Here is a 26,422-nt window from a genome sequence, read left to right as displayed (position 1 = left end):
TTCAAATGGTCAAGACCTTAGCGCTGTTGATCGTCGCGGGATTGCTGGCGGCTTGCGGGAGTAATCCCAAAGCCACGCCGGACCCCGGACCGTCGGCGCCAAAGAACGGTTGCTACCAGGCCGACTGGCAGGCGGAAACCAACCCGGTGCTCAACAAGCGTTCCGGACCTGATGGCCTGGACAAATACGAGACACAGGCCCCCACCAAGGAACATGGTTGTCCTTGACGGGTCTGACTCTTTACTCAGGGCTGGCGGCGTTTGCCGTCAGTCGAGGGACACGGATGAAAGGTTTTATCGCCATCACGGCGCTGGCAGTGCTGGGCGGGTGCGCCAACTGGAACCCGTTCCAGTCGTCCACCCCGGCGGATGACTGGACCACCTGGGTCTGCGACAGCCAGGCCAAAGTGGTCTGGCGCTACACCGACGACAGCCGCAACGAGGTCGACGTGCGCCTGGGCGGGGCCGATCAGGTCCATCGCCTGAAGCAGGAACCGGGCGCGTCGGGTTCGCTGTACAGCGACAACATGCTGGCGTTTCACATAAAAGGTGAGGAAGGCCTGGTCTACTGGGTCGCCACCAATGATTTGATTGGCCGTGGCTGTAAGGCGCTGTAACTGACATACCACGGACCTGATGTGGGAGCGGGCTTGCTCGCGAAAGCGGTGGTTCAGCTTGCATTGATGCTGGATGTTAAATCGCATTCGCGAGCAAGCCTGCTCCCACAGGGTTCTCTGTAGTTCTTGAGATTTTGCTCCACCGAATTCGCAGCCCGGACCAACCCCCGATCTGCAATAACTTGAATAGCCGCCGCCGCTACGGCAGGCTGGCACGATTAACGACCCAAACCGGGAGAGAAACACACAATGGCACTTATCAGCATGCGCCAGATGTTGGACCACGCAGCCGAGTTCGGCTACGGCGTTCCAGCCTTCAACGTCAACAACCTTGAGCAGATGCGCGCCATCATGGAAGCCGCTGACAAGACTGACTCCCCGGTGATCGTCCAGGCTTCGGCCGGTGCTCGCAAATACGCTGGCGCACCGTTCCTGCGTCACCTGATCCTGGCGGCAATCGAAGAATTCCCGCATATCCCGGTGTGCATGCACCAGGACCACGGCACCAGCCCTGACGTCTGCCAGCGTTCCATCCAGCTGGGCTTCAGCTCGGTAATGATGGACGGTTCCCTGGGCGAAGACGGCAAGACCCCGACCGACTACGACTACAACGTACGCGTCACCCAACAAACCGTGGCCATGGCTCACGCCTGCGGCGTATCGGTAGAAGGCGAATTGGGCTGCCTGGGTTCGCTGGAAACCGGCATGGCCGGTGAAGAAGACGGCATCGGCGCCGAAGGCGTCCTGGATCACAGCCAGATGCTGACCGACCCTGAAGAAGCCGCTGACTTCGTCAAGCGCACTCAAGTGGATGCCCTGGCCATCGCCATCGGCACCAGCCACGGCGCCTACAAGTTCACCAAGCCGCCTACCGGCGACGTGTTGGCGATCGACCGTATCAAAGAGATCCACAAGCGCATTCCGAACACTCACCTGGTCATGCACGGTTCGTCTTCGGTTCCGCAAGAGTGGCTGGCGATCATCAACCAGTACGGCGGCGACATTAAAGAAACCTACGGCGTACCGGTTGAAGAAATCGTCGAGGGCATCAAGCACGGCGTGCGCAAGGTCAACATCGACACCGACCTGCGTCTGGCATCCACCGGCGCCATGCGTCGCCTGATGGCCACCAACCCGAGCGAATTCGACCCACGTAAATTCTTCGGCGCCACCGTGACTGCCATGCGCGACGTGTGCATTGCCCGTTACGAAGCCTTCGGTACCGCAGGCAACGCTTCGAAGATCAAGCCGATCTCCCTGGAAGCGATGTTCCAGCGCTACCTCAAAGGTGAGTTGAACGCCAAGGTCAACTAAGCCTCAGGTGCTTGATAAAAAACCCGCCATTAGGCGGGTTTTTTTATTGAAGAGCGGTATTTCTGAAAAATTCTATATCGACTACGTAGAGCGCCTGAGTATGAGGATCGCTATAGACGCGTTTTCCCTTGAGTGACTCATAACGTCGATTAATGGCTTCGAGAATAAAGTAACCAGAGCGTGCGTTATGGTCACGGGTGTTTGACCCGGCAAAGTAGATGTCGGTTTGAACGCCGTTCGCATTTCTGAACCGATAGTCCCCGACCAATACGTAGTCAATAACGCCAATACGTAACGTACCTGTCATGGCGCCACTTCTGTCGATGCTGGAAGTGATATTCAATTCGTAAGAAGTTCCGGCTTTATCAGTGGCGCTATACGCGGCAGTGATATATCCCAGCATGTTGATCTCTTCCTTAGCACTCATGGAGTCTTATTCCTTTGCTTTGATCTGGCGTCAAGGGAGAGCTATGTGTTGGGTTGCCGATGAAGAATAAATTCGGCGTGGCGAATATTCACCTGTCATAAATGACAGTTGTTTATTCGATATTGTTATGTGGGTAACAATGATGGGTAATAAGCATTTGTCGTTTTGAATTATATGAAAAACCCGCCTGGCGGCGGGTTTTTGTGGGGCAGGGACCCGGATAGGGATCACTATTTATCGTGATCAATATCCAGCTTGCTGAATGTCACTTGTCCGCCCTCACTGGTGTATCCGGTGTTGTCCTGAACGTACGCCCCTGCCTTGAAATACAGCGGTTTGTCGCGCCAGGTGGCACTGATGGTGGTATCCCACTGGTAACCCGCGGCGCTGACGCCCAGTGCGCCGCCGGGGCTCAAATGAATGAGGTAGTTGAACTCATTATTGAGCTTGATCCCGGTGGCGAGGGTGATGATCCGGCTTTCAGAGTCGTCGGGGTGCATGCGCACTTTGATGACGAGGTTGCCGGTCTCGGTTTTGGTTTTGTATTGGTATTCGAGTTTGACCATCGGCTTCTGGCTGTTATAGGCGTGGATCTGCCCGATCACGATCTTGCCCGAGCTTGGGACCTGGTTCACCGCCAGGGTGGCGTGGAGCAAGTTGTCGGCGTCCGGGTAGAACCAGTTTTTCAGCGTGCCGTTGCTGTAGGTTTCACGCAGCTCGGTGCGCGGATAAATCGCGTTTTCAGTGCGCGAGCCGGTCACTGGCGACCAGAAAAACAGAACGCCCGTGTCGGAATGGAAGTATTGATCCTTGAAACCGTCTACCAGTTTTGAGGTTTCAACAGTGTATGGCGGGCTGCCGACAGGAACACTGAGATTCCAGGTTGCGAGGTCAATCATAGTCAAAGCTTCCGCGAATGAATGCTGCACGAACGTGCCAATCGCTCTAGCACGTGCCTTTGGGGCGGTCTTTATAAGCGTAGTGAACTATTTTGTTAACGCCCGCCGGGCAGTTAATTGGCGCCAACATCCTGTCGAAGTGCCATCCTGCCCGATTTTAGCGGGCTGCGTGGCCGACCGTTAGTCGGCAAATGACGCTTCGGTCGAGTGATGGCGCACTGACACCTTCTGCTTTCACTGATCCCGGTCTAGAGTGAAGGCACAATATCTGTCCGGTTTTCACCCGAAGTCGACCTGACATCCAGACCTAGAGAAGCAGCATGGAATGCGCGCACCCAATGCCAGCTGAAGGCCATTCAACCCTGTTGATCGTCGATGATTACCCTGAAAACCTGGTCAGCATGCGTGCATTGCTGCAGCGCCAGGATTGGCAGGTCATCACCGCTGCCTCCGGTTTCGAGGCGCTCGGGTTGTTGCTTGAATACGATGTCGACCTGGTGCTGCTTGATGTGCAAATGCCGGGCATGGACGGTTTTGAAGTGGCGCGCTTGATGCGTGGCAGCCAGCGTACGCACCTGACACCGATCATTTTCCTGACCGCCAACGAACAGTCCCAGGATGCCGTGATCAAGGGGTATGCCAGTGGCGCGGTGGATTATCTGTTCAAACCCTTCGACCCACAGATCCTCAAGCCCAAGGTCCAGGCGCTGCTCGAGCACCAGCGCAATCGCCGGGCATTGCAGCGCCTGAGTCATGACCTGGAGGTCGCTCGCGCGTTCAATGCCTCGGTGCTGGAAAACGCCGCCGAGGGCATCCTGGTGGTCGGTGAGGACGGTCTGGTGCGCTTTGCCAACCCGGCAATGTCGCGACTGCTCAATGCCACGGTGCAGGAGCTGCAGGGCAAGGAGTTCCTGGATTTCCTGCAAAAACCGCACATTCCGGTCTGGGCCGATTCTGACCTGTTGAACGGGTACAAACGCGGCGAGACCTTGCGCCTGCACGATGCATTGCTGCGTACCGCCCCGGGGCAACAGGTGCCCGTGGCGCTGTCCTGCGCCCCACTGCCTACGGAACAACATGCGATGGTGGTGACAGTGCTGGACATGTCGGTGGTGCGCCACCTGCATCAGCAACTCGAATTCCAGGCGGTCACCGATCCGCTGACCGGGTTGCTGAACCGCCGTGGCTTTTACCAGACTGTGGAAAACCTCCTGTTGCGAGGCGAACGTTCGGACAGTGCCTGGGTCCTGTTGTACCTCGACCTGGATGGCTTCAAGCGGGTCAACGATTCGCTCGGTCACGATGCCGGCGATCGCGTATTGCGTTGGGTGTCCGAACAGTTGAAGGCCTGCCTGCGTCCATTTGACATCCTGGCACGCATGGGGGGAGATGAATTCACGGCCTTACTGGACCTGGAGTTTCCCGAGCAGGCGGCGAAGATTGCGGAAAAACTCATCGAACGGGTGTCGGTCTGCCAGCAAATCGACGGTCTGGATATCGCCCTCGGCGCCAGCATCGGCATTGCCACGTTCCCCGATTGCGGCGCCAACCTCGATGGCTTGATGCGCGCGTCCGACATCGCCATGTACGAAGCCAAGCGCGCCGGCCGCCAGCAGTATCGGTTCTACGACCACGAAATGAACGGCCGGGCTCGCTCGCGACTGATGCTCGAGGAAAGCGTGCGCACGGCCATCGAGAATCGTGATTTCAATCTTGTGTATCAGCCTCAGGTGGCTGTTGCCGATGGGCGGCTTCGTGGATTCGAGGCGTTGCTGCGCTGGCAGCACCCGAGCGTCGGCGACGTGCCCCCAGGGTTGTTTTTGCCGCTGCTGGAAGAGGCACGGTTGATCAGTCGCCTGGGCAGCTGGATCTACCAACGCAGTGCCGGGCAGCGCAAAGCTTGGGAGGCGCTGTTTGCCGAGGACCTGGTGGTGGGTGTCAGCTTGAGCAGCACACAGTTTGCCATGCCCCATCTGGTCACCGAGTTGCGCCAGGTACTGGAGCGGCATGGTTTGCAGTCGCGTCACCTGGAGGTCGAGGTGACGGAAGAGGCCTTGATGCATAACCCGGAGGAAACCCGGAAGCAGCTGCGTTTACTGCGCAATCTTGGGGTCCGGGTGGCGCTGGACGACTTCGGTTCCGGCCCGTGTTCGCTGTCTCATTTGCGCGACCTGGAACTGGATACGCTCAAGCTCGATCGCCATCTGATCAGCCGGCTTCCGGATTCCTCCAGGGACGCCGCCCTGGTGCGCAATGTGATCGACCTGTGCAAGGAGTACGGGATGCTGGTGGTTGCCGAAGGGGTCGAAACCCTGGCGCAATACCAGTGGCTGCAAGCCAATGGCTGTGAGTATGTGCAAGGTTTCCTGGTGGCGCGGCCGATGATGGCCGAAGACACCGGGCTCTTTGTGCAGCCCTTCGACTGGGGCGCGCTGACCGGCTGAATTCGCTACACTGGCGACCTTTTGCTGATTTGAGTTGCCGCTGCGATGACCGCGTTGAAATACCTCCAGGCCTACCCGGCTACCTTGCAAGACCAGGTGCGTCAGATGATCGCCGACGGTCGGCTGGGCGATTACCTGAGCCAGCGTTACCCGCAAAAGCATGGAGTGCAGAGCGACAAGGCGCTGTACACCTATGCCCTGGACCTCAAGCAGGAATACCTGCGTAACGCCCCTTCCATCGACAAGGTCCTGTTTGACAACCGTCTGGACCTGACACACCGCGCACTCGGCCTGCACACCACCATCTCGCGGGTGCAAGGCGGCAAGCTCAAGGCCAAGAAAGAAATCCGCATCGCCTCATTGTTCAAGGAGGCGCCATCGGAGTTTCTGAAAATGATCGTGGTGCATGAGTTGGCGCACTTCAAGGAGTCCGACCACAACAAGGCCTTCTACAAACTGTGCGAGCACATGTTGCCCGGTTATCACCAGGTGGAGTTCGATGTGCGGGTGTACCTGACCTGGCGCGACCTGCAATGAATCGATCCGACGAACAAGGAGCGCATGGATGGACGTAAGCAAGACCAAGAGCAGCTTCTACCGCCGCCTGTACGTGGCGTACCTGATCGACAGTGGCCTGGCCAGCAGCGTTCCGGCCTTGACCGAAGTCACCGGTATGCCCCGGCGCACAGCCCAGGACACCATTGCTGCCCTGGCGGACCTGGATATCGTCTGCGAGTTCGAGCAGGAAGAGGGCGCACGCAACCATGCCGGGCGTTATCGCATTCGCGGGTGGGGGGCGATCGATCGCGGGTGGATCGAGCGTAATCTTCGGCAGATCAAGGCGGTGCTGGAGTATCCCTGAGTTTCTGCGGTGATTGATCGGACGCCTTCGCGAGCAGGCTCGCTCCCACAGTAGATATTTGGCTTAACAAAGATCGACTGTGGGAGCGAGCCTGCTCGCGATAGGGCCCTCAGGAACGCCGCATGCCGATGTGTGGAATCCCGTCCTCGACATACTCCTCACCCGCCACGACAAACCCGTACCGCCCGTAATACCCCTGCAAATGCGCCTGGGCCGAGAGGTAGACCGGCATGTCTGGCCAGCGTTTTGCGATCTGCTTCAGCGCCTGGGCCATCAACTCATGGCCCAGCCCGGTGCCTCGCGCCTGTGGCGCAATGATCACCCGCCCGATCACCACGTCACCGCCCTGTAGCTCAGGATCGAGCAGGCGCAGGTACGCCACCAGCCGATCTTCGTCCCAGGCCATCAAATGGCAGGTGTCACCCTCCAGATCCTGGCCATCGATGTCCTGATAGATGCATTTCTGTTCGATGACGAACACTTCGGCGCGCAGTTGCAAAATGGCATACAGCTGCTCCTTGCCCAGATCGCTGTGGTGTTTGCAGACCCAGTTGATTGTCATGTGCTGATTCCCTGAAAACGTCTTGGTGATACTAAGCGCCTCGGCGATGGATGTCTTTATGGCGTAGGAATCTGTGACAAAGACCAAAATGCCATCATTCATTTGGCGCGACGCTGTCTTCTTTGTGTAATCTGAATCTAGCGCTGTGCAGAGCTGCAACGCGCTGACATTGAGTGCCTGGGGGTGCCGGTACGGGTCTTGGCGTTTTCGCTGAAAAACACGTCGGGCAGCCGCCCGCTAAGGATTTTCTGGCATGCCGCGATTGCATCGAGCCTTTGCTTTGCTTGGATTGCTGTTGCTGACTGAAAGTGTGGCTGCAGAAAAGTTGCGGCTGGTGGCGGATGCCTGGCCACCCTTTACCGACGCCACCTTGTTCAATGGTGGGTTGGCCACGGACATTGTCAGTACCGCCCTGGCGCGGTCCGGCTATGCCAGTGATTTCCAGCAGGTGCCGTGGGCGCGGGCGTTGCTTGGGTTGGGCGAGGGCCGTTATGACGTTTTGGTCAACGCCTGGTTCAATGAGGAGCGCACAGGGCTCGGGCAGTTTTCGGACGAGTACCTGATCAATCGGGTGCGCTTTCTCAAGCGTAAGGATGCACCCATCGAATTCAACCATTTGCAGCAGCTGTATACCAATCCGATTGCGGTGGTGCGTGGCTACGCCTATTCACCGAGTTTCGATCAAGATGTGTCATTGCAGAAGATTCCGGTACACAACTTTGCCATGGCCGTGCGCATGGTCGCTGCCGACAGGGTCAAGCTGACCTTGGAAGACGAATATGTCGCTCGTTATTATCTGGCCCGAGAGTCGCCCAAGGTTCGCAACGCCGTGGAGTTCTTGCCCAAACCGCTGAGCGAGAACGGCCTGCACATTCTGGTCAGCCTGAAAAATCCGCAGCACGAGCAGATCGTCGCCGGTTTTGATCGTGCCATCCTGGCAATGAAGGCCGACGGCACGTATGCGCGGATCATGAAGCGACACGGAATGTGAAGTGTGACACCTCTCAATCCTCGCTGGTGTCCTTGATCAAATGCGCCGCCAGCGTGCGCAACGGTCCCAACTGTCGGCAGATCAACGCCAGTTGCGTCTGCACCAGTCGCTGGCCCTCATCGATCTCGTCGGGCATTTGCTCGAGCGCGTTGGCCAACGCTTCTTCCTCATCGCTCTGAATGGCAATGGCGGATTTGCTTGCCAGCCCCTGGGCTATTTCATCGATGCTGGACGCCAGTTTCACCCCCGCGCCTTCGATCAGCTGTTCGCGCACATCCTGCGGTAATTGAGTTTCCCGGTGGGCGCCCAGTCCGGACAAATAGCTGAGCAAGGTGTGCGACAGCACCAGGAAGCGAAACCCGACATCCGCTTCCTTCCGGAAATGCCCCGGCTCCATCAGCATGTTGGCCAGGGTGGTCGACAACGCCGCGTCGGCGTTGTGTGCGTTGCGCCGCGCCAGGCGATACGCCAGGTCGTCGCTTTTGCCGGCGGCGTATTGCTGCATGATCTGGCGCAGGTAGATGCTGTTGCAGGTCAGGGTGTTGGCCAGCACTTTGTTCAGGCGCCGACCCTGCCAGTCCGGCAGGAACAGGAACACCGCCAGGCCGGCAATCAGGCTGCCGAGCAGGGTATCGAACAGCCGAGGCAGGAACAGCCCGTAACCGTCGCCCACCTGGTTGAAGCAGAACAGCACCATCAGCGTGATTGCCGCCGTCGCCAGGGTGTAGCGGGTGGTGCGGTTGGTAAAGAACACCACCCCGGCGGCAATCGCGAAACAGGACTGGATCAGCGGGTTCGGGAACAGATCGAACAGTGCCCAGGCCAGCGTCAGGCCGATCGCGGTGCCGATGATCCGCTGGCCGAGCTTGCGCCTTGTTGCACCGTAGTTCGGCTGGCAGACAAACAGCGTCGTGAGGATGATCCAGTAGCCCTGGGACGGGTGAATCAAATGCACCATGGCGTAGCCGATGCTCAAGGCCAGGGGCAAGCGCAGGGCATGGCGGAACAGCAGCGAGGTGGGCGTCAGTTGGGTGCGCAAGCGTACCCAGACATCCTTGAAATTGCGCGGCGAGCGGTCGAGCAGGCTGCTGTCGGTGGCGTCGGCCAGGGTGTCGGGATTGCTGGCATCGCTGAGCAGGCGGTCGAGCGTGCCGAGGTTGGCCGCCAGCGCCCGCAGTGAGCGCAGTAGCCCGCGCCAGGCGGGATTGCTCTGGATGCGCAGGTGTTCGAGGGAGGCGTGCAGGTCGCCGAGGGCCTCGGCAAAACTCGCGTCGTAGGTGAACGGCTGGCGCATCTGGATCGACTCGGCCAGCGCCCGGCACGCCTTGCCTTGCTGGCGCAGCAGGCGCTGGCAGCGGAACAGCACATCGCTGTGGAAGAACGCTTCGGCCAGGGCGTTGTACGGGTAATGCGAGGAACTGGCGCGTTCGTGGATGTCCTGGGCGAGGAAGTACAGCTTCAGGTAGCGGCTGACTTTTGAGCCTGGGCGACCGTTGCCGACCCGATGCAGGATGATTTCCTTGGCGGCGTTCAGCGCCGCAACCACGCGGCCGTTTTGCTGGGCCAGTTCCAGGCGCCGGGCTTCCACGTCCATCTGCCGGATCGGCTCGAACAGCGAAGACTTCAACTTCAGGTAAAACCCCAGCTCACGGAACAGCCGCGCCAGGCTTTGTTGCACCGGCTGGTTGGAAAACAGCGCCTGCCACAACACCGACAGCAGGCCGTACCAGGCTGCACCGGCCACCAGCAGCACCGGCTCATGCCAGAAATCGGTGACCGCGCCACCGCGCTGGTCGACGCCGATCATGGTGTAGACCGACAGAATCAGGGTCGCCGAGGCAATCGCCCCATAACGTTCGCCCAGGGCGCCGAGCATCGTCAGGCAGAAGGCGGCCAAGGCGAAGGCGATGATAAAGAGAATGGGGTAGGGGAACAGCAGTTCGACCGACAGCGCGGCGACGGCGAAACACACCAGGGTCACTGCCAGAGCGTTGAGGCGGCCCTGCCAGCTGTCATCGGTTTCGGCCAGGGCGCTGGCGATAATCCCCAGGAACAACGGGATCAGCAGTCCCATTTCATCCTGATACCAGCACAAAGCCATGGTGCCGGTCAGGGCGATGAACACCCGCACGCTGTAACTGAATTTATCCAGCGCCCAAAGCCGGCGCAGAGACTGACGGAACGAGGTCGATGACATGAAGTGCGAAGGCCTTCCGAGGCAATGACGCTAAATTGAGCCAATGATGACGCCGACGCAATGGCGGCAATCACATCTGACAGCAAAATCTGTTCCTTCCCTATGTCTGTTACATCGCCTTCGCTGGCAAGCCAGCTCCTACAGGTCTTGCGCGGTCTTGTAGGAGCTGGCTTGCCGGCGAAGAACGATGGCGCGGTCGATCAGACGTACTGCGCGGCGGCGTAGCCGGAGGCCCAGGCCCACTGGAAGTTGAAGCCGCCCAGGTGCCCGGTGACGTCCAGCACTTCACCGATGAAATACAGGCCAGGGCTCTTCAGCGACTCCATGGTCTTGGACGACACCTCGTTGGTATCGACGCCGCCCAGGGTCACCTCGGCGGTGCGGTAGCCTTCAGTGCCTGCCGGTACCACTTTCCAGTTCGCCAGTTTCTCGGCGATGGCGGCGATTTCCCCGTGGGTGTATTGCTTCATCGGCTTGGAGACGAACCAGTTGTCCGCCAGCAGATTAGCCATCTTCTTGGTGAAGATTTCGCCGAGCAGGGTTTTCAGTTCGCTGTTGGGGCGTTCGGCCTGTTGCTGTTGCAGCCAGGTTGGTACGTCGTGGTCCGGCATCAGGTTGATTTCCACCGTGTCGCCGGATTCCCAGAACGAAGAAATCTGCAAGATCGCCGGGCCACTCAGGCCGCGGTGGGTGAACAGGATATTCTCGCGAAAGCTCTGGTCATTGCAGCTGACCAGGCAGTCCACCGAGGTGCCGGACAACTCGGTGCACAGTTCCTTGAGTTGATCGGTGATGGTGAACGGCACCAGGCCGGCGCGAGTCGGCAGCAGGTCGTGGCCGAATTGCTTGGCCACCTGGTAGCCAAAACCGGTTGCGCCCAAGGTCGGGATCGACAGGCCGCCGGTGGCGATCACCAGTGATTCGCAGGTGACCTGGCCGAGGGTGGTGTCCAGCAAGTAGCCTTTCTCGAGCTTCTCGATGGTCTGGATCGAGGTGTCCAGGTGCAGACTGACGCCGACCTGATCGCACTCGTTGAGCAGCATTTCGAGGATGTCGCTGGATTTGTTATCGCAGAACAGTTGGCCGAGCTTTTTCTCGTGGTAGGGCACGCCGTGCTTGGCCACCATGCCGATAAAATCCCACTGGGTGTAGCGGGCCAGGGCGGATTTGCAGAAGTGCGCGTTCTGCGAGAGAAAATTGCCAGGTTCAGTGTACATGTTGGTGAAATTGCAACGGCCACCGCCCGACATCAGGATTTTCTTGCCGGCCTTGTTGGCATGGTCGAGCAACAGCACCTTGCGCCCGCGCCCGGCGGCGGTCAGTGCACACATCAACCCTGCGGCGCCAGCGCCAATGATCACGACTTCGGTAGAGCGCAAAACGGTGTCCTCAACTGTACTCGATCGTTCCCACGCTCTGCGTGGGAATGCCGCCATGGACGCTTTGCGTCCGCTGATATGTGACGCAGAGCGTCACGGGATGCGTTCCCACGCAGAGCGTGGGAACGATCAGGGTCAGAGGATGCGCACGCGCAACGAACGGCCCTTGATCTTGCCGTCGTTCAGGCGTTGCAGGGCCTGCTTGGCGACGCCGCGTTCCACGGCCACGAAGGCCTGGAAGTCGAAAATGGCGATCTTGCCGACCTGGGCGCCCGGGATGCCGGCTTCACCGGTCAGTGCACCAAGGATGTCGCCTGGACGAACCTTGTCCTTGCGGCCGCCAGCGATGCACAGGGTGCTCATCTGCGGCAGCAGCGGGCCACCGCCCTGGGAGGTGAGGTTGTCCACCTGGTCCCAGTTCAGCGGGCTCTTCTGCAGCTGCTCGATGGCCTGGGCGCGGTGCGCTTCGGACGGGGCGACCAGGCTGATGGCGAGGCCTTTCTCACCGGCACGGCCAGTACGGCCAACACGGTGGATGTGGATTTCCGAATCCCGGGCCAGTTCGACGTTGATCACCATGTCCAGCGAATCGATGTCCAGGCCGCGGGCGGCAACGTCAGTCGCCACCAGCACGGAAGTACTGCGGTTGGCGAACATCGCCAGTACCTGGTCACGATCGCGCTGTTCCAGATCACCATGCAGGCCAACGGCGGAGATGCCCTTGGCTGTCAGGTGATCAACGGTTTCCTGGACCTGCTGCTTGGTGAAGCAGAACGCCACACAGGACGCCGGACGGAAGTGGCCCAGCACCTTGGTCACGGCGCTCATGCGATCATCCGGGGAAATTTCGTAGAAGCGCTGCTCGATCTGCGTGTCGTCGTGAAACGCCTCGGCCTTCACTTGCTGCGGGTTGCGCATGAATTTCGAGGCTAGCTGCTTGATGCCCACCGGGTAGGTGGCGGAGAACAGCAGGGTCTGGCGACGCTCGGGGGCCTGCATGATGATTTCTTCGATGGAGTCGTAGAAACCCATGTCGAGCATGCGGTCGGCTTCGTCGAGGATCAGGGTGTTGAGGCCGTGCAATACCAGCGAGCCCTTGCGCAGGTGCTGCTGGATGCGCCCCGGGGTGCCGACGATGATGTGCGCGCCGTGTTCCAGCGAAGCGATCTGCGGGCCGAGGGACACGCCGCCGCACAGGGTCAGGACCTTGATGTTGTCTTCGGCACGGGCCAGGCGACGGATTTCCTTGGCGACCTGGTCGGCCAGCTCGCGGGTCGGGCACAGGATCAACGCCTGGCAACCGAAGTAGCGCGGATTGATCGGGTTGAGCAGGCCGATACCGAAGGCGGCGGTCTTGCCGCTGCCGGTCTTGGCCTGGGCGATCAGGTCCATCCCCTTGAGGATCACCGGCAAGCTTTGCGCCTGGATCGGCGTCATCTGGGCATAACCGAGGGAGTCGAGGTTAGCCAGCATGGCGGCGGACAGCGGCAAAGTATTAAATTCGGTGGCGATGGTGGTCACGGGACTGGCCTGCAAAACAAAATGTCGCGCAGTGTACCAGCCCGATGGCCATTCGCCCTAAGGCTCTATGTGTTCTTCCGGACGCTTGACGCGCCGTCCGTCTTCCTTTGAGAGCTGCGAGAAGATGGTCGCGGCCAGCATTGCCATGATTCCGACGGTCACAAACGTCAGTTGGAACGCCCCCAGCACCGTCTCAACACCATCGTTTCCGATCTCTGCGGTAAAGCCGCCGAGCAGCGCACCGGCACAGGCCACCCCCAGGCTCAGGGACAGTTGAGCGACCACCGACAGCAGACTGTTGCCGCTGCTGGCACTGGCATCGTCGAGGTCGATCAGGGTCACGGTGTTCATCGCGGTGAACTGCAAGGAGTTGATCGCCCCCAGGACTGCCAGCAGGCACAACAGCAGCCAGTACGGCGTCTGCTCGCTGACCAGGCCCATGCTCGCCAGCATGATTCCCAGCGCCAGGGTGTTGCCGGTCAGCACGATACGGTAGCCCAGCCGTTCGATCAGCGGTCGCGCCACCCACTTGGCGATCATCGCTGCAGCGGCCAGCGGCAGCATGCTCATCCCGGCCTGGGACGGCGAATACCCCAACGCCACTTGCAGCAACAGCGGCACCAGGAACGGCAGGGCACCGCTGCCGAGGCGGGCGAAGAGGTTGCCGAGAATGCCGACGGCAAAAGTGCGGGTCTTGAACAACGACGGCGCAAACAACGGATTGTCGATGTGCCCGGCGCGCAGCCAGTAGGCCGCCAGGCAGGCCATGCCGCCGAACAACAACAGCATCACCCGCAGGTGTGGCAGGTGCAGTTCGCCCAAACCTTCCATGGCGACCGTGATCAGGATCATCGCCGCGCCGAACAGCAGGAAACCCAGGCTATCGAAACGGGTCCGTTCGGAGCCGCGCAGGTCGGGGATGAATTTCCACACCGCGTAGCAGCCCACCAGTCCCACCGGCAGGTTGATCAGGAAAATCCAGTGCCAGGTCAGGTACTCCACCATCCAGCCGCCCATGGTCGGGCCGATCAACGGCCCGAGCAGGCCGGGAATGGTGATGAAACCCATGATCCGCACCAGTTCCGAGCGCGGGTAGGCGCGCAGCACCACCAGTCGTCCGACCGGCAACATCAACGCGCCGCCCAGGCCCTGGATCACTCGTGCACCGATCAGCATGCTCAAGCTGCTGGACAAGGCGCAGAGCAACGAGCCGAAACTGAACAGCAGGATCGCGCTGAAGAAGATTTTTTTCGTGCCGAAACGGTCAGCGATCCAACCGGAGGCGGGGATCAGCAAGGCGACCGTGAGCATGTAGGCAATGATCACGCCCTGCATGCGCAACGGGTCTTCCGCCAGGTCGCTGGCCATGGCCGGCAGGGCGGTGTTGAGGATCGTCCCGTCGAGGGACTGCATGAAGAACGCAATGGCGACGACCCAGGGCACCCAGCGGGCGGTGACTGGATCGAGAGGCGGGCGGTTGGGCATGGGACCTCTTGTGGTGGTCAGGGAACCGAACCCTGTGGGAGCGGGCTTGCTCGCGAAGGGGCCATCACATTCAACATCAATGCTGAATGACCCACCGCTTTCGCGAGCAAGCCCGCTCCCACAGGGGGATTGTGTTTACAGGGTCAACGTCAGCCGCCGGACGATCGCCCCCGGCAACAACGCCGATGCCGTCGCCCGCTGGCTATAGGTACTCGCCGACAACAGCAATTCGCGCTCCGCGGTCAGTGCTTCCAGCTGCGAACCCAGCAGGCTGTAGGCGCTGTCGTCGAAACGCATGGTGCTGACCGGCGCCTGGATCTCGCCGTTTTCGACCCAGAACGTGGCAAACCGCGTCATGCCGGTCAGGCGCGCCGCCGGTTGATCCGAGAAGTTCAGGTACCACAGGTTGCTGATGTACAGGCCGGTACCGAGTTGCTTGAGGATCTGTGCCTCAGGCAAGTTCCCGGCCTGCATATTCAGGGCCGTTGGCGATTCCCCGCCGCTGGCGCCGTTGGCGGTCAGTCCGTACTCGGCGGCGCTGCGTGATCCGACCAGTTGCGCACCGGCCCTGCCTTCGACGATCAAGCCCAGGTCGCTTCGCGGATAACCTTCGTCGGAGAACGCCGGGCTCAGCGAACCGCTGACTTTTTCGTCCAGCGAAACCAGCGGGCTAAACGCCTGGTCGCCGCCGTAGAGCTTCTGCAGTGGGCTGCTTTTGCTGGCGATCGACTGTGCCGAAAAACCGCCCCAGCACAGCATGCCCATGATTTCTTCCAGCGCGGCGGGCGCCAGGTAAGCGCGGTATTGGCCTGGGGCCAGGGTGCGCAGTGGCCGTCCCAGGTACTCAAGCTGCTCCCGAGCCTGCTGGAAGCGTTTGGCAAAGCCTGCGCTGTTCCAGTCGTGCCCGGCGTAGCTGGCCTTCACCGCCTGGCCGTTTTCATGGAACAGGCTGAAGTCGAAGTTGAAGCTGTTGGCCTGGTGCCAGCCGAACGCGCCGGCGGAACTGGCGAAACCACGGCTGATCGGCCCGGCGGCGTAGAATCCGACCAAGTCCAGGCCTTCAGCGGCCTGGGAGATTTCGGCGACCACTTGCTCGGTGTCCGGCAGCGGATGCTCCTGCACGTTTTTGCTTTGCCAGCCGTTGTGGTTTAGCAGCAGGTAGGGGTCCTGGGGCAGCAACGGCAAGGTTTCGCGCAGCTGTTGCAGGCCTTCGGCCAGGCGCTGATGGTCGACCGCAGGATCGCCCGCCAGGGTGATCTGCAGGTCGGCGTGGCGACCATCGTTGATCAGTTTCAAGCCGACGCTCGCCTGTTGCACCTGCCCGGCCTGACGCACCTTGGCGTGGTTGAAACGCACGAAGGCCGACGATTCGGCGGCATAGCTGAGGGTGAATTGCTCCGGTTCGTGCAGCGCTTCACTTAATCCGGCGACCAATGCCTTGAACGACTCTGCCTGGGCTTTCGACGTAGTCATCAGCTGTCTCCCCCAAATACATCAACGTTGCTGAACACGCAGGCTGGCGAGGCGTGGCCGACGCGGATCACTTGATTCGGCTCGCCCTTGCCACAGTTCGGTGTGCCCAGGACCTTGAAGGTGCTGGCGTCGCCGACTGCGCTGAGGCTTTTCCAGAACTGCGCGGAAATCGCCCGGTAGTTCGGGTTTTTCACCACGCCCTTGAGTTCGCCGTTTTCGATCAACTGGCCCCATTCGCAACCGAACTGGAACTTGTTGCGCGCATCGTCGATGGACCAGGAGCGGTTGGTGCTCATCAGGATGCCGTGTTCGATGTTGCCGATCAGTTGCTCGAGCGGCTGGTCGCCAGGCTCGATGTTGAGGTTGGCCATGCGGTCGATCGGCGGGCGGTTCCAGCCGCAGGCACGGCTGTTGGCGACCCCGTCCAGGCCGGCGCGGAACTGCGAGAGGGCACCGCCCAAGGGGCGCAGCAAGAGGCCTTGGCGAATCAGGAACTGTTTGTTGGCCGCCGTGCCGTCGTCGTCATGGCCGTAGCTGGCAAGCTGCTCGGGAATGTCCGGGTCGAAAGTCACGTTGAGCAGGCCGGAACCGTATTGCAGGTGACCGAAATCACTGGCTTTGACAAAACTGGTACCGGCGTAATTGCGCTCATCGCCGAGGATGCGGTCCAGTTCAAGCGGGTGGCCGATGGATTCGTGGATCTGCAGCATCATCTGGTCGGGCATCAGCAGCAGGTCGCGCGGCCCCTGCGGCGTGTTCGGTGCCAGCAGTAATTGCAGGGCCTGATCGGCAATTTTTGCCCCAGCGCCGATCAGTCCGCAGCGGCTGATGACATCGAAGCCACCCTGCTGGCCGAAGTTTTCCCGGCCGAGCGTGCGGGTCTGGCTGTCGTTGCCATCGTAGGCGGTGACGTCGAGGCCCGGGTAGACGAAGCGCTGGGCCTGGCGCAGTTCGGCGCCGGCGCTGTTGAGGTAAATCTGTTCGACGTTAGTGATGCCGATGCTGACCTGCCAGCTCACCAGGCGTTCGTCCTTGGGCACGGCGGCGGATTCGGCGCTGAGCAGCTGGTAGCAGTCGCTCAGGGACGGGAAGGGCTGGTCGAGGTTCGGTGAAAAGTAATCGGCACGCTCGCTGGATACTGCTTGTTCGCGTAGGTCCAGCAGGGCGTGAGGCTTGAGTCGGCGCGCCTGCTGTTCGGCGCGCTCGAGGGCCGCTTGCAGGCCCTGTTGCGACAGGTCATTGGTGGCGGCATAGGCTTCCACGCCATTGACCCGCACGGTCAGCATCGCCCCTTCGTCGCGGCTCAGGCTCGGCGGTTCGGCGACGTTCTTGCGCACCGACAGGTACTGGCCGGACTCGCGCACAAAACGCAGGGAAAAGAATTCGGCGCCCGTGCGCAAGGCAGCGAAGCGCTGCTTGAGCTGGGGGTGGAAATCGAACATTCGGGAACCTCCTTGGTATGGAGTGGCGGTGCAGCGGTGCGGCGAGGGGATGAAACGATTGCGCGGCACTAGAGTAGGCCTGCATGGGGGGAGGATCAAGTTTGGATCGGTAGAGGTGTGTTGTTTGGTCGGGCCTCTTCGCGAGCAGGCTCGCTCCCACAGTGTTTTTGTGTTGAATCACGATCGAGCGATCAACGCAGAACAATGTGGGAGCGAGCCTGCTCGCGAATGGCCGTGACGCGGTCTAAAGCCTTACGCCGTCAGGCCCACTTCACGCATAGGCTTGCCCTTCACCGGCGCGTCGCCCGCTACGTAGTAGTTGGCCTTGCTACGCGGCAATGGCTGGCGGCCGCGGATCTTGTCGGCGATTTTCTCGGCCATCATGATCGTCGGCGCATTCAGGTTGCCGGTGGTGATGATCGGCATGATCGAGGCATCGACCACGCGCAGGCCTTGCATGCCATGCACGCGGCCTTCGCCATCGACCACGGCCATTTCGTCGGTGCCCATCTTGCACGAGCAGGACGGGTGGAACGCGGTTTCGGCGTGCTCGCGGATGAACTTGTCCAGCTGCTCATCGGTTTGCACTTCGATGCCCGGGCTGATTTCGCGGCCGCGGAAGGCATCCAGCGCCGGTTGCTGCATGATTTCACGGGTCAGGCGGATGCCGTCGCGGAACTCCTGCCAGTCCTGCTCGGTGGCCATGTAGTTGAACAGGATGCTCGGGTGCTGGCGTGGGTCCTTGGACTTGGCCTGGATACGCCCGCGGCTTGGCGAACGCATGGAGCCCATGTGCGCCTGGAAGCCGTGTTCTTTCACACCGTTGCTGCCGTTGTAGTTAATCGCCACCGGCAGGAAGTGGTACTGGATGTTCGGCCATTCGAATTCCGGACGGGTACGGATAAAACCGCCCGCCTCGAACTGGTTGCTGGCGCCGATGCCGGTGCCGTTGAACAGCCACTCGGCACCGATGGCCGGCTGGTTGTACCAGAGCAGCGACGGGTACAGCGAGACCGGTTGGGTGCAGGCGTATTGCAGGTACAGTTCAAGGTGGTCCTGCAGGTTTTCACCGACGCCTGGCAGGTCGTGGACCACCGGAATGTCGAGCTTGTTCAGCAGTTCAGCCGGGCCGACGCCGGAGCGTTGCAGGATCTGCGGCGAAGCGATGGCGCCGGAGCACAGCAGCACTTCCTTGCGCGCCTTGGCTTCGACGCGCTCTTCGGCGTCACCGACCAGGTAACGCACGCCGACCGCACGCTTGCCTTCGAACAGAATCTTGTCGGTCAGGGCGTGGGTGACGATGGTCAGGGTCGAGCGCTTCTTGGCCACGTCCAGGTAACCGCGGGCGGTGGAGGCACGACGACCTTTCGGCGTCACGGTGCGGTCCATCGGGCCGAAGCCTTCCTGCTGGTAGCCGTTCAAGTCTTCGGTGCGCGGGTAACCGGCTTGCACGCCGGCTTCAACCATGGCGTGGAACAGCGGGTTGTTGCCAGCTTTCGGCGTGGTCACGCTGACCGGGCCGTCGCCACCGTGGTAGTCATTCGGGCCGATGTCGCGGGTTTCCGCTTTACGGAAATACGGCAGGCAGTCCAGGTACGACCAGTCTTCCAGGCCTGGCAATTTTGCCCAGCCGTCGTAGTCCATGGCGTTGCCGCGGATGTAGCACATGCCGTTGATCAGCGAGGAACCGCCCAGGCCCTTGCCGCGACCGCATTCCATACGGCGACCGTCCATGTGCGGCTCTGGATCGGTTTCGTAGGCCCAGTTGTAGCGACGGCCTTGCAGCGGGAACGCCAGGGCGGCCGGCATTTGCGTGCGGAAGTCGAAACGGTAGTCCGGGCCGCCCGCTTCGAGCAGCAGGACGGTGACGCCGGCGTCTTCGGTCAGGCGGGTCGCCAGGGTGTTACCGGCCGAGCCGGCACCGATGATGATGTAGTCGAATTCTTGGGACATTGAATGCACCCTCTTTGATAGTGGTCAGGTCGGGCCTCGGCGAGTGCTGCGCACTCGATTCGCGAGCAGGCTCGCTCCCACAATGGAGTGAGGTCTCCTGTGGGAGCGGGCTTGCTCGCGAAGAGGCCCTCGCGAGCAATACAGGTCTCGGGTCTTAGAACACCGAGACGTAATCGCCCAACTCGACCTGTACCGATTTGATGCGGGTGAAGTTGTTCAGCGAGCTGATGCCGTTCTCACGGCCAACACCCGACTGCTTGTAGCCGCCAACCGGCATCTTCGCGTCGGACTCGCCCCAGGCGTTGATCCAGCAGATACCGGCTTCCAGCTGATGAATCACGCGGTGGGCGCGGTTCAAGTCCTTGGTGACGATACCGGCGGCGAGGCCGAAGTCGGTGTCGTTGGCGCGGCGGATCACTTCTTCTTCGGTTTCGTACGACAGGATCGCCATGACTGGGCCAAAGATTTCTTCACGCACGATGGTCATGTCGTCAGTGCAGTCGGTGAACACGGTCGGCGCCACGAACGCGCCCTTGGCGAATTCGCCCTCGGTCAGACGCTCGCCGCCACACAGCAGGCGCGCACCTTCTTCCTTGCCCTTGGCGATGTAGCCCAGCACGCTTTCCATGTGGGCGAAGCTGACCAGCGGACCAAAGTTGGTGTTTTCGTCTTGCGGGTTACCGACGCGGATGCGTGCAACGCGCTCAACGATCTTGGCTTCGAAAGCGGCTTTCAGGTGCGCCGGCACGAACACGCGAGTGCCGTTGGTGCAGACCTGGCCGGAGCTGTAGAAGTTGGCCATCATCGCGGTGTCGGCGGCGCGGTCGAGGTCGGCGTCGTCGCAGATGATCAGCGGGGATTTACCGCCCAGTTCCATGGTCACGTCCTTGAGCGAAGAGCTCGAAGCGCTGGCCATGACTTTCTTGCCGGTGTCGGTACCGCCGGTGAACGAGACTTTTTCGATGCGCGGGTGCTCGGTCAACCAGGTGCCGACTTCACGGCCGCTGCCGGTCAGGACGTTGAACACGCCGGCTGGCAGGCCGGCTTCGGTGTAGATCTCGGCCAGTTTCAGGGTGGTCAGCGAGGTGACTTCGCTTGGCTTGAAGATCATCGCGTTACCGGCCGCCAGGGCAGGTGCGGATTTCCACAGGGCGATCTGGATCGGGTAGTTCCACGCGCCGATACCGGCTACGACGCCCAGCGGCTCGCGACGGGTGTAGACGAAAGAGGTGGTGCGCAGCGGAATCTGCTCACCTTCGATGGCCGGAACCAGGCCAGCGTAGTACTCCAGCACGTCAGCGCCGGTGACGATGTCGACGTAGCGGGTTTCGGAGTACGACTTACCGGTGTCCAGGGTTTCCAGGGCAGCCAGTTCATCGTTGCGCTCGCGCAGGATGTCAACGGCGCGACGCAGGATGCGCGAACGCTCCATGGCGGTCATTGCGGCCCAGATTTTCTGGCCCTTTTCGGCGCTGACCACAGCGCGCTCGACGTCTTCCTTTGTCGCGCGTTGCACTTTTGCGAGGACTTCACCGTTAGCCGGGTTGATGGCTTCAAACGTGGCATCGCTGCCAGCATCCGTGTAGCCGCCGTCGATGTAGAGTTTTTGCAGTTCGAAACGGGCCATAAAGTCCTCGCAAGTGCATTGGTTGTTGGCACGGTGCGGGTGTCGAGCGTTCTATGTGTGCTCTAACTCACCCGCTTGGCCAGTTGGAAATCCATGTATTCGTAAGCGATCTGGTGCGCCTGCTCAGTGTCGAAAGCATCTCCCGACAGTGCGCCGCGCAACCACAAACCGTCGATGAGGGCTGCCAGGCCACGGGCTGCACTGCGCGCATCATCGAGCGGCAGTACGCGGCGGAACTGGCAGCACAGGTTGGAATACAGACGGTGATCGTTGATCCGCTGCAACCTGTGCAAAGACGGGTGGTGCATGCTGGTGGCCCAGAAGGCCAGCCAGGTTTTCATTGCCGGGCCATTGACCTGGCTGGCGTCGAAGTTGCCTTCGATGATCACCTGCAGATGCGCCCGCGGGCTTGCATCTGTCAGCGCCTGACGGCGCGCGGTGACGTTCTCGCTGAGGACACTCATCAGGTACTGCGCCGTGGCAGCGATCAGGCCGTTCTTGTCCTGAAAGTAATGACTGATGATGCCATTCGAGACACCGGCCAAACGGGCGATCAGCGCAATGCTGGCGTCCCCCATTCCGACTTGGTCGACCGCCAGCAATGTGGCTTCGATCAACTGCTGGCGACGGATGGGTTGCATACCGACCTTGGGCATCTTGCACATCTCCTTAGGCCTTCCATCAGACGCAAGGCGTCTATCGGATTAAGGGCCAGTCTATTTTGTTTTGATTGAACGTTCAATCAACAAAGAATAAGATCTGCGACAAATCGTCGCTGCCTACAGATTTTTCCTACGCGTAGCGGCGAAAAAAACGACTTCCGAAAATGCTCGAAACCTACGCGCCACAGCGCTCAAGGGGCTTCGGGCCCTTTGGGGTTGTCTTTATATCACCCGCTGGTCGGCTGCCCACTAACCGATTGGTCGGGTACCCCGTTTGTCTTGCGTTCTTCTCTCGCACTGCCCGGAGCATCTGTGCCATGAGTTCTGCCTCGCTAATAAAGACCCCGCCCGAGAAGGTGACGGTCAACGGTTGGGTGTTCTACACCTCTACCGCGTTGATTCTATTGTTGACCGCCATTCTGATCATCGCCCCGCAAGAGGCGGGCAGACTGCTCGGTATGGCGCAAGCCTGGTTGTCCCGCAGCTTCGGCTGGTACTACATGGTGGTGATTGCCGCCTACCTGATCTTCGTGGTCGGCCTGGCGTTCTCGTCCTACGGCAAGCTCAAGCTGGGCAGCAAGGACGACACCCCGGACTTCAGCTACGGCGCCTGGGCGGGGATGCTGTTCTCCTCGGGCATCGGCATCTCGCTGCTGTATTTCGGCGCATCCGAGCCGCTGGACCACTATTTCAACCCGCCGGAAGGCGTGGCCGGCAGCAACCTGGCCGCCCGTCAGGCGGTTCAGCTGACGTTCCTGCACTGGGGCCTGCATGGCTGGGCGATCTATGCGCTGGTGGGGTTGGCCGTGGCGTACTTCGCCTACCGGCATAACCAGCCGCTGGCGTTGCGTTCGGCGTTGTACCCGCTGGTGGGCGAGCGTTGGGTCAAGGGCGCGGCCGGTCATGCGGTGGACGGCTTCGGCATGTTCGTGACGCTGCTGGGCCTGGTGACCAACCTGGGGATCGGTTCGCTGCAAGTGTCGTCGGGCCTGGAAAACCTGTTCGGCATGGAGCACAGCAACACCAACCTGCTGATCGTGATCATCGTGATGAGCACCGTGGCGACCATCGCTGCCGTGTCCGGGGTGGAAAACGGCATTCGTCGCCTGTCCAACCTCAACATCGTGCTGTTCAGCGGCCTGCTGATTTTCGTCCTGCTGTTCGGCCCGACCCTGCACCTGCTCAACGGCTTCGTGCAAAACGTCGGTGACTACCTCAACGGCGTGGTGATGAAGACCTTCGACCTGTATGTGTACGAAGGCGACAGTGAGAAGTCTGACCGCTGGTTGGGCCTGTGGACCCTGTTCTACTGGGCCTGGTGGATTTCCTGGGCGCCATTCGTCGGCATGTTCATCGCGCGTATTTCCCGTGGTCGCACGGTGCGTGAGCTGGTCGCTGGCGTGTTGCTGATTCCGCTGGGTTTCACCCTGGCGTGGCTGTCGATCTTCGGTAACTCGGCCCTGGACCTGGTGATGAACCACGGGGCGGTGGAGCTCGGAAAGACGGCGCTGGAACAGCCGTCCATGGCGATCTACCAATTGCTTGAGCATTACCCCGCATCGAAAGTGGTGATCGGCGTGTCGATTTTCGTGGGGTTCGTCTTGTTCCTGACGCCAGCGGATTCCGGCGCGGTGATGATGGCCAACCTCTCGTGCAAGGGCGGCAATGTCGACGAAGATGCGCCGCACTGGCTGCGGATCTTCTGGTCGGTCGTGATCACCCTGGTGACCATCGGCCTGCTGTTCGCCGGTAACTTCGAAGCCATGCAAACCATGGTGGTGCTGGCCGGCCTGCCGTTCTCGGTGGTGTTGGTATGCTTTATGTTCGGCTTGCACAAGGCCATGCGCCAGGACGTGCAGATCGAACAGGAGCAAGCGGAACTGGCGGCCCGTGGCCGTCGTGGTTTCAGCGAGCGTTTGACCCAGCTGGACCTGCAACCGAGCCAGTCGGTGGTGCAGCGCTTCATGGACAAGCATGTGAGCCCGGCCTTGCAGGATGCGACGACGCAAATGCGCGCCCAAGGCCTGGAAGTGCAGACGCTGCTGGGCAAGTCCAAGCGTTGCATGGGCGTTCGGGTCGAGATGGAGGAGGGCAACCCGTTTGTCTACGAAGTCAGCCTGGACGGCTATCTGGCCACGCCAACCGAGTCGGCTCAATCCGATGAGGCGCGTCAGCGTTACTATCGCGCCGAGGTGTACCTGCACAACGGCAGCCAGGACTACGACCTGATGGGCTTCACTCAGGATCAGATCACCCGTGACGTGCTCGATCAGTTTGAAAGCCATCGGCAGCTCCTTGGCCGCGTCTATAGCTGAGTTGTGAAGTGATGCGGTGTTTCTGTCTGAGGCACCGCATCGCATTCTTCGCGAGCAAGCCCGCTCCCACATTGGATTTGTGAACACCGCAGATCAAATGTGGGAGCGGGCTTGCTCGCGAAGGGGCAATCAGCCGCAAAGCTGAATGTCCCTATACCCCACAAACAAAAACGCCGCGATACTCTCGCGGCGTTTTTGTGTCTGTTGCCTTACCCCAGGTTCTTGCCGAGCAGCGCGTGGTACAGCTCGCTGTCGCCGAGAATCCCGACAACCTTGTTGTTGTCGTGCAGCACCAGTTTGTTGCCGGTCTGATAACGAATCTGCAGCGCATCGCGCATGCCGATATTGGAATCCACCAGTGTCGGCCGGCGACCCAGGCCTTCGACTGCCTGCCCTGGAATCCAGTTCTGCAGATCCAGGCTCGAGCCGTTCTGGCGTGCGCCCTTGATGGTGTTGCCTTCGGCCAGGTCCAGCCACGAATCGCCACCCGGGTCCAGGCACACCGAACCGTTGATGCGCTTGCAGTTGTCCAGGGTGCGCATCAGGCTGCGACCGCACAGCACGTTCAGCGGGTTGGTGTGGGCAACGAAAGTGCGCACGTAGTCGTCTGCCGGGTTGAGGACGATTTCTTCCGGCTTGCTGTACTGGATGATCCGGCCATCTTTCATGATCGCGATACGGCTGCCCAGCTTCAGGGCTTCATCGAGGTCGTGGCTCACGAACACGATGGTCTTGCTCAGCTTGCGCTGCAGCTCCAGCAGTTCGTCCTGCAGGCCCTGGCGGATCAGTGGGTCGAGCGCCGAGAACGGCTCGTCCATCAGCAGGATGTCGGCATCCATCGCCAGCGCACGGGCCAGGCCCACACGTTGCTGCATGCCACCGGACAGTTCGTCAGGCTTCTTGTTGCGCCATTGGGTCAGGCCCACCAGCTCGAGTTTTTCATCGACCAGCTTACGGCGTTCCTTCTCCGGACGGCCCTGCATTTCCAGGCCGAAGCTGATGTTCTCGCGCACCGTCAGCCAAGGCATCAGGGCGAACTTCTGGAACACCATCGCGATGCGCTTGGTGCGCATCATTTTCAGTTCGGCCGGGGTACAGGAAGCAATGTTGATCTGCTTGCCTTCGTGTTCGACGAACAGCTTGCCGCGGCTGACGGTGTTGAGGCCGTTGATGCAGCGCAGCAGGCTGGATTTGCCGGAGCCGGACAGGCCCATCAGCACGCAAATTTCACCTTTTTCGATGTCGAGGCTGGCTTTTTCCACGCCCACGATCTGACCGGTTTTTTTCAGGATCTCGCTGCGGGTCAAGCCTTGATCGAGAAGCTTCAGGGCTTCGCGCGGATCCTTGGTGAAGATCACGTCCACGTCTTCGAAGCGAATTATGCTCATGCGTCACCCCCTACTTTGGCGTCGGGTTGTTTGCAGATACGGTCGAGCATGATCGCCAGCAGTACGATCGCCAGGCCTGCTTCGAAGCCCAGGGCGATATCAGCGGTATTCAGTGCGTTGACCACGGGTTTGCCCAAGCCGTCAGCGCCCACCAGTGCCGCGATCACCACCATCGACAACGACAGCATGATGCACTGGGTGATGCCGGCCGCGATGCTTGGCATGGCGTGGGGCAGTTCGATGCGCGAGAGCAGTTGACGACGCGAGCAGCCGAAGGCCTTGCCGGCGTCCATCAGTTCTTGCGGGACATCGCGGATACCCAGGTAAGTCAGGCGGATGGGCGCGGCAATCGCGAACACCACCGTCGAGATCAGGCCCGGGACCACACCCAGACCGAAGAGAGTCAGGGTAGGAATGAGGTAGACGAAGGTCGGCACGGTCTGCATCAGATCGAGCACCGGACGCATCATGGTATAGAACATCGGTTTGTGCGCGGCGACGATACCCAAGGGTACGCCGATGACCACGCAGACCAGGGTGGCGAATAACACCTGGGCGAGGGTTTCCATGGTTTCCTGCCAGTACCCCAGGTTGAGGATCAGCAGGAAGGAGGCAACGACGAAGGCGGTCAGGCCCCATTTGCGCTGGATGAAGTGGGCAAGTATTGCGATTAGGCCGATCAAGACCAGCGGGTTGAACCAGGTCAGCGCAAACGTCACGCCGTGGATCATCGTTTCCAGTGACACGGCGATTGCGTCGAAGGTGTTGGCGCCGTGTTGCGTCAACCATTCAACGAAGCCTGCGATGTACTGGCCTAGAGGTATTTTCTGATCAATCAGCATGGTAGTGAACGTCCGCATGCAAG

22 protein-coding genes are annotated in these 26,422 nt (G+C 60.6%); 8 read left to right on the top strand and 14 right to left on the bottom strand.

The annotated features are described in order from the left end of the window. Positions 1-5 precede the first annotated feature (5 nt). The 3 genes from NQL71_RS00765 (at position 6) to fba (ending at position 1,930) form a co-directional block, all read left to right on the top strand. Positions 6-227 carry a hypothetical protein gene (locus NQL71_RS00765; protein WP_274642159.1) on the top strand — a complete coding sequence of 74 codons (222 nt, stop codon included), beginning with the start codon at positions 6-8 and terminating at the stop codon, positions 225-227. 56 nt (positions 228-283) lie between these two features. Next, entirely contained in the window at positions 284-616 is a 333-nt protein-coding gene (locus NQL71_RS00760) for an MliC family protein (protein ID WP_077184664.1), read from the top strand. 249 nt (positions 617-865) lie between these two features. Then, positions 866-1,930 (top strand): class II fructose-bisphosphate aldolase, encoded by a 1,065-nt coding sequence (gene fba, locus NQL71_RS00755; RefSeq protein WP_019694035.1) that lies wholly within the window; start codon positions 866-868, stop codon positions 1,928-1,930. 43 nt (positions 1,931-1,973) lie between these two features. Here fba and NQL71_RS00750 read toward each other — a convergent pair whose 3' ends face one another. Both NQL71_RS00750 and NQL71_RS00745 read right to left on the bottom strand, forming a co-directional pair. Beyond that, positions 1,974-2,357 (bottom strand): hypothetical protein, encoded by a 384-nt coding sequence (locus NQL71_RS00750; RefSeq protein ID WP_046818284.1) that lies wholly within the window; start codon positions 2,355-2,357, stop codon positions 1,974-1,976. A 230-nt stretch (positions 2,358-2,587) separates the two neighbouring features. Next, positions 2,588-3,256, bottom strand: coding sequence for a polysaccharide lyase family 7 protein (locus NQL71_RS00745; protein WP_046818283.1), 669 nt, complete (start codon positions 3,254-3,256; stop codon positions 2,588-2,590). A gap of 320 nt (positions 3,257-3,576) precedes the next feature. Here NQL71_RS00745 and NQL71_RS00740 point away from each other — a divergent pair, with 320 nt between their 5' ends. From NQL71_RS00740 to NQL71_RS00730, 3 genes are read left to right on the top strand one after another with little or no spacing between them, the layout of a single operon-like run. Beyond that, positions 3,577-5,700: a putative bifunctional diguanylate cyclase/phosphodiesterase gene (locus tag NQL71_RS00740; RefSeq protein ID WP_166622107.1), complete on the top strand. Its 2,124-nt coding sequence runs from the start codon at positions 3,577-3,579 to the stop codon at positions 5,698-5,700. 45 nt (positions 5,701-5,745) lie between these two features. Continuing rightward, the gene (locus tag NQL71_RS00735) at positions 5,746-6,237 is read left to right on the top strand and encodes a M48 metallopeptidase family protein (protein WP_166622108.1); all 492 of its coding nucleotides are present in this window, start codon (positions 5,746-5,748) and stop codon (positions 6,235-6,237) included. 28 nt (positions 6,238-6,265) lie between these two features. Beyond that, positions 6,266-6,562: a winged helix-turn-helix domain-containing protein gene (locus NQL71_RS00730; RefSeq protein WP_046818280.1), complete on the top strand. Its 297-nt coding sequence runs from the start codon at positions 6,266-6,268 to the stop codon at positions 6,560-6,562. A 109-nt stretch (positions 6,563-6,671) separates the two neighbouring features. Here the strand turns inward: NQL71_RS00730 and NQL71_RS00725 are convergent, their stop codons facing one another. After that, positions 6,672-7,124 carry a GNAT family N-acetyltransferase gene (locus tag NQL71_RS00725; RefSeq protein ID WP_046818279.1) on the bottom strand — a complete coding sequence of 151 codons (453 nt, stop codon included), beginning with the start codon at positions 7,122-7,124 and terminating at the stop codon, positions 6,672-6,674. 253 nt (positions 7,125-7,377) lie between these two features. On the opposite strand from NQL71_RS00725, the gene NQL71_RS00720 reads away from it, so the two are divergent. Next, positions 7,378-8,115: a substrate-binding periplasmic protein gene (locus NQL71_RS00720; protein ID WP_046818278.1), complete on the top strand. Its 738-nt coding sequence runs from the start codon at positions 7,378-7,380 to the stop codon at positions 8,113-8,115. 13 nt (positions 8,116-8,128) lie between these two features. On the opposite strand, the gene yccS is transcribed toward NQL71_RS00720, so the two are convergent. The 9 genes from yccS to betI all read right to left on the bottom strand — a co-directional run bounded on the left by yccS (position 8,129) and on the right by betI (position 21,848). Next, a complete protein-coding gene (gene yccS / locus NQL71_RS00715; RefSeq protein ID WP_046818277.1) occupies positions 8,129-10,312 on the bottom strand; it encodes a YccS family putative transporter in 2,184 nt (727 codons plus the stop codon). Positions 10,313-10,512: 200 nt separating this feature from the next. Further along, the gene (locus NQL71_RS00710) at positions 10,513-11,691 is read right to left on the bottom strand and encodes a BaiN/RdsA family NAD(P)/FAD-dependent oxidoreductase (protein ID WP_046818276.1); all 1,179 of its coding nucleotides are present in this window, start codon (positions 11,689-11,691) and stop codon (positions 10,513-10,515) included. A gap of 135 nt (positions 11,692-11,826) precedes the next feature. Continuing rightward, the gene (dbpA, locus tag NQL71_RS00705; RefSeq protein ID WP_235431860.1) at positions 11,827-13,164 is read right to left on the bottom strand and encodes an ATP-dependent RNA helicase DbpA; all 1,338 of its coding nucleotides are present in this window, start codon (positions 13,162-13,164) and stop codon (positions 11,827-11,829) included. A gap of 105 nt (positions 13,165-13,269) precedes the next feature. After that, entirely contained in the window at positions 13,270-14,697 is a 1,428-nt protein-coding gene (mdtD, locus tag NQL71_RS00700) for a multidrug transporter subunit MdtD (protein ID WP_077184653.1), read from the bottom strand. A 135-nt stretch (positions 14,698-14,832) separates the two neighbouring features. Further along, positions 14,833-16,170 carry a TldD/PmbA family protein gene (locus NQL71_RS00695; RefSeq protein ID WP_274642158.1) on the bottom strand — a complete coding sequence of 446 codons (1,338 nt, stop codon included), beginning with the start codon at positions 16,168-16,170 and terminating at the stop codon, positions 14,833-14,835. Beyond that, entirely contained in the window at positions 16,170-17,612 is a 1,443-nt protein-coding gene (locus NQL71_RS00690; RefSeq protein ID WP_248685943.1) for a TldD/PmbA family protein, read from the bottom strand. The genes NQL71_RS00695 and NQL71_RS00690 overlap by 1 nt, the downstream gene beginning before the upstream one ends. A gap of 252 nt (positions 17,613-17,864) precedes the next feature. Continuing rightward, a complete protein-coding gene (betA, locus tag NQL71_RS00685) occupies positions 17,865-19,565 on the bottom strand; it encodes a choline dehydrogenase (protein ID WP_274642157.1) in 1,701 nt (566 codons plus the stop codon). 154 nt (positions 19,566-19,719) lie between these two features. Next, the gene (gene betB / locus NQL71_RS00680) at positions 19,720-21,192 is read right to left on the bottom strand and encodes a betaine-aldehyde dehydrogenase (RefSeq protein ID WP_046818270.1); all 1,473 of its coding nucleotides are present in this window, start codon (positions 21,190-21,192) and stop codon (positions 19,720-19,722) included. Positions 21,193-21,254: 62 nt separating this feature from the next. After that, positions 21,255-21,848 carry a transcriptional regulator BetI gene (gene betI / locus NQL71_RS00675; protein ID WP_077184647.1) on the bottom strand — a complete coding sequence of 198 codons (594 nt, stop codon included), beginning with the start codon at positions 21,846-21,848 and terminating at the stop codon, positions 21,255-21,257. A gap of 380 nt (positions 21,849-22,228) precedes the next feature. On the opposite strand from betI, the gene NQL71_RS00670 reads away from it, so the two are divergent. Next, positions 22,229-24,169, top strand: a complete 1,941-nt coding sequence (locus NQL71_RS00670; protein ID WP_235431859.1) for a BCCT family transporter — start codon at positions 22,229-22,231, stop codon at positions 24,167-24,169. Positions 24,170-24,378: 209 nt separating this feature from the next. On the opposite strand, the gene choV is transcribed toward NQL71_RS00670, so the two are convergent. Both choV and choW read right to left on the bottom strand, forming a co-directional pair. Beyond that, complete coding sequence (gene choV / locus NQL71_RS00665; RefSeq protein ID WP_046818267.1) at positions 24,379-25,557, bottom strand: choline ABC transporter ATP-binding protein; 1,179 nt, start codon at positions 25,555-25,557, stop codon at positions 24,379-24,381. Further along, a complete protein-coding gene (choW, locus tag NQL71_RS00660; protein WP_034147473.1) occupies positions 25,554-26,399 on the bottom strand; it encodes a choline ABC transporter permease subunit in 846 nt (281 codons plus the stop codon). The genes choV and choW overlap by 4 nt, the downstream gene beginning before the upstream one ends. Positions 26,400-26,422: the final 23 nt, after the last annotated feature.

The sequence above is a fragment of the Pseudomonas serbica genome (assembly GCF_028823535.1).
Taxonomy (GTDB): domain Bacteria; phylum Pseudomonadota; class Gammaproteobacteria; order Pseudomonadales; family Pseudomonadaceae; genus Aquipseudomonas; species Aquipseudomonas serbica.
The sequence above is the reverse complement of the archived record's forward strand: the minus strand, read 5'-3'. Positions and strand labels throughout refer to the sequence as shown.

Coding starts and splice junctions, on each gene's coding strand:
- NQL71_RS00765 (WP_274642159.1), top strand. CDS start 6: ATGGTCAAGACCTTAGCGCTGTTGATCGTCGCGGGATTGCTGGCGGCT.
- NQL71_RS00760 (WP_077184664.1), top strand. CDS start 284: ATGAAAGGTTTTATCGCCATCACGGCGCTGGCAGTGCTGGGCGGGTGC.
- fba (WP_019694035.1), top strand. CDS start 866: ATGGCACTTATCAGCATGCGCCAGATGTTGGACCACGCAGCCGAGTTC.
- NQL71_RS00750 (WP_046818284.1), bottom strand. CDS start 2,357: ATGAGTGCTAAGGAAGAGATCAACATGCTGGGATATATCACTGCCGCG.
- NQL71_RS00745 (WP_046818283.1), bottom strand. CDS start 3,256: ATGATTGACCTCGCAACCTGGAATCTCAGTGTTCCTGTCGGCAGCCCG.
- NQL71_RS00740 (WP_166622107.1), top strand. CDS start 3,577: ATGGAATGCGCGCACCCAATGCCAGCTGAAGGCCATTCAACCCTGTTG.
- NQL71_RS00735 (WP_166622108.1), top strand. CDS start 5,746: ATGACCGCGTTGAAATACCTCCAGGCCTACCCGGCTACCTTGCAAGAC.
- NQL71_RS00730 (WP_046818280.1), top strand. CDS start 6,266: ATGGACGTAAGCAAGACCAAGAGCAGCTTCTACCGCCGCCTGTACGTG.
- NQL71_RS00725 (WP_046818279.1), bottom strand. CDS start 7,124: ATGACAATCAACTGGGTCTGCAAACACCACAGCGATCTGGGCAAGGAG.
- NQL71_RS00720 (WP_046818278.1), top strand. CDS start 7,378: ATGCCGCGATTGCATCGAGCCTTTGCTTTGCTTGGATTGCTGTTGCTG.
- yccS (WP_046818277.1), bottom strand. CDS start 10,312: ATGTCATCGACCTCGTTCCGTCAGTCTCTGCGCCGGCTTTGGGCGCTG.
- dbpA (WP_235431860.1), bottom strand. CDS start 13,164: ATGCTGGCTAACCTCGACTCCCTCGGTTATGCCCAGATGACGCCGATC.
- mdtD (WP_077184653.1), bottom strand. CDS start 14,697: ATGCCCAACCGCCCGCCTCTCGATCCAGTCACCGCCCGCTGGGTGCCC.
- NQL71_RS00695 (WP_274642158.1), bottom strand. CDS start 16,170: ATGACTACGTCGAAAGCCCAGGCAGAGTCGTTCAAGGCATTGGTCGCC.
- NQL71_RS00690 (WP_248685943.1), bottom strand. CDS start 17,612: ATGTTCGATTTCCACCCCCAGCTCAAGCAGCGCTTCGCTGCCTTGCGC.
- betA (WP_274642157.1), bottom strand. CDS start 19,565: ATGTCCCAAGAATTCGACTACATCATCATCGGTGCCGGCTCGGCCGGT.
- betB (WP_046818270.1), bottom strand. CDS start 21,192: ATGGCCCGTTTCGAACTGCAAAAACTCTACATCGACGGCGGCTACACG.
- betI (WP_077184647.1), bottom strand. CDS start 21,848: ATGCCCAAGGTCGGTATGCAACCCATCCGTCGCCAGCAGTTGATCGAA.
- choV (WP_046818267.1), bottom strand. CDS start 25,557: ATGAGCATAATTCGCTTCGAAGACGTGGACGTGATCTTCACCAAGGAT.
- choW (WP_034147473.1), bottom strand. CDS start 26,399: ATGCTGATTGATCAGAAAATACCTCTAGGCCAGTACATCGCAGGCTTC.